This window comes from Paraburkholderia lebeckiae, from assembly GCF_014201005.1.
GTDB lineage: Bacteria > Pseudomonadota > Gammaproteobacteria > Burkholderiales > Burkholderiaceae > Paraburkholderia > Paraburkholderia tuberum.
The window spans coordinates 1-2050 of sequence record NZ_JACHDK010000069.1 but is presented as its reverse complement, the minus strand read 5'-3'; the positions used below and the strand labels follow the sequence as shown (position 1 = coordinate 2050).

1 protein-coding gene and 1 pseudogene are annotated in these 2050 nt (G+C 64.8%); both read left to right on the top strand.

The annotated features are described in order from the left end of the window. Window positions 1-771 (top strand): ATP citrate lyase citrate-binding domain-containing protein (locus HDG39_RS34475; RefSeq protein WP_311735908.1); only part of this gene is annotated, 771 nt, incomplete at its 5' end. Between the two features lie 10 nt (window positions 772-781). Beyond that, window positions 782-2050: pseudogene (locus HDG39_RS34470) on the top strand (CoA-binding protein); the annotation flags it as partial.

The window sequence follows — 2050 nt, the reverse complement described above, 5'->3', positions numbered from 1 at the left end:
TTGCCGAAACTCTGGGAACTCTTTCACGACTTCGGCATGACGACGCTCGAGTTGAACCCGATCCGCATGCGCGAGGACAGGCACGGTCGCCTCACACCGGTTGCGTGCGACTTCAAGTGCGGCTTCGATCGCGACGATCCGCGCTGGGCGCGGCTTGGCCTGCCGCCTCATCTGTTCGCCGCCGATTACTCGGATTTTGAGCAGGAGATCAACCAGCTTCGCACCCACCAGGGCCAGAGCGACGTGTATGTCATCAACGAGAAGGGGACGATCCTCGCCCCGACCTTCGGCGGCGGCGCCAACTCGCTCGTCACCGAAATGCTCGGCGACGCCGCGATCATCTCGTCGGATTTCGGCGGCAATCCGCCTTACGCGAAGATGAAGGAAGTGGCGCGCATCTGTTTCAGGCACTGGCTCGAACAGGCGAACGTGCTCTTCATCATCGGCGGCAAGTCCAATAACACGGACATCTACGAGACGCTGCGCGCCATGGCCGACGCCCTGCGCGAGCACTTCAGCGAGCACGGAGCGACACCGCTTTATGTCGTGCTGGGCCGTGGAGGTCCGAACCTCGTGCGCGGCATGTCGGCGCTGAGGGACACCTGCGACTCGCTGGGCCTGCCCTACCGGCTGTTCGGCTTCGACTCTGACATCAGCGAAGTGATCCAGTACGCACGCCAGGCGGACGCCTGGATGCGCGCCGGCGGCCGCACCGGGATCGCAGCAAGGATTGGCGCGTCACCGAGGCAAACCGGAACGGCTCATGCCTGAGGAGATCGACATGTACAAGCAAGGCAGCAATACGTTCAGGTACTTCGTTGGCGTCAACTCACTCGCACAGATCGCCACGCGCGAGGATCGCGTGTGCGTGCTCAACATCCTGGGCGGTGAATCGTCGGACGTGACGCCGGTGAGTCACGCATTCTCGGGCGGTAACGTCGTATTCGGCACCGCGCCGGGCAAGGGCGGGCAAGTGCTCGCGACGCCGGCCGGCGATATCCCCGTGTACAACAACGTCCGTGAGGGGCTGCAGGCGGGACACCGGTTCAACTGCGGCGTCGTTTACCTGCCGCCGTCCGCGGCCCGCGACGGCGTCGCTGAACTGATTCGCGTGAATCCCGAGCTGCGGAAGATTTTCATCATCACCGAGAAAATCGCGGTCCACGACGCCCGCGAAATCCGCGCGATGGGCCAGCAGGCGGGCATCGACATCTTCGGCGCGAACGGTCTCGGCGTCGCCGATTCGTGGAATCGCGTGAGGATCGGCGGAGCGCTCGGCGGCGACAATCCTGACGATTCGTTGCGCAGGGGCTCGATCGCGATCTTCTCCAACTCCGGTGGCTTCAGCACGACGATTGCGCAATACCTGCGCATGGGTGGCTGGGGCACGTCGACGGTCATTTCGAGCGGCAAGGACGTCTACATCCACTATGCCGCGCCGGAATTCGCGTTCGCACTCGCCAACGATGCGCGCAGCAAGGCTGCGGTGCTTTACTGCGAGCCCGGCGGCTACTACGAGGCCGATGCGGTCTTCACGAAGCCAGTCGTCGCGTGCGTCGTGGGACGGTGGAAGAGCCGCCTCACGCGGGCAGTCGGCCACGCCGGCGCGATGGCCGGCGGCAACGACGATGCGCAAGCCAAGGAACGCTGGTTCATGCAGAAGTTCGGCGTCGAGCGCCTCTTCACGCCGGATGATCCATGCTGCTCGACGAAGGGTGCCGTGGTGACGAACATCGCGCACATCCCGGCCGCGCTGAGCGCCGTGATGCGCGCCAACGCGACGATGCCCGATTTCGAGTCGGAGGGCAGTCTCGCCCTCAAGCCGTGGTTCGGCTCCGATCAGGGCATCGCGCTGCCGGAGGGCCTCGCGATTCCGGTCGTGGAAGCTGTTGCGCCGTATAACGAGCAGGTCCATCAGGTCAATCGACAGATCGGCGTGATCGCTCCGCGCCAGGCGCTCAAGGACGCATCGGGCGCGTCGCAGATGGACGCGAAGACGCAGGTAAGCAGCCTGCACGGCGCGTCGATGCTGGAGGCCGCGACGCGTTCG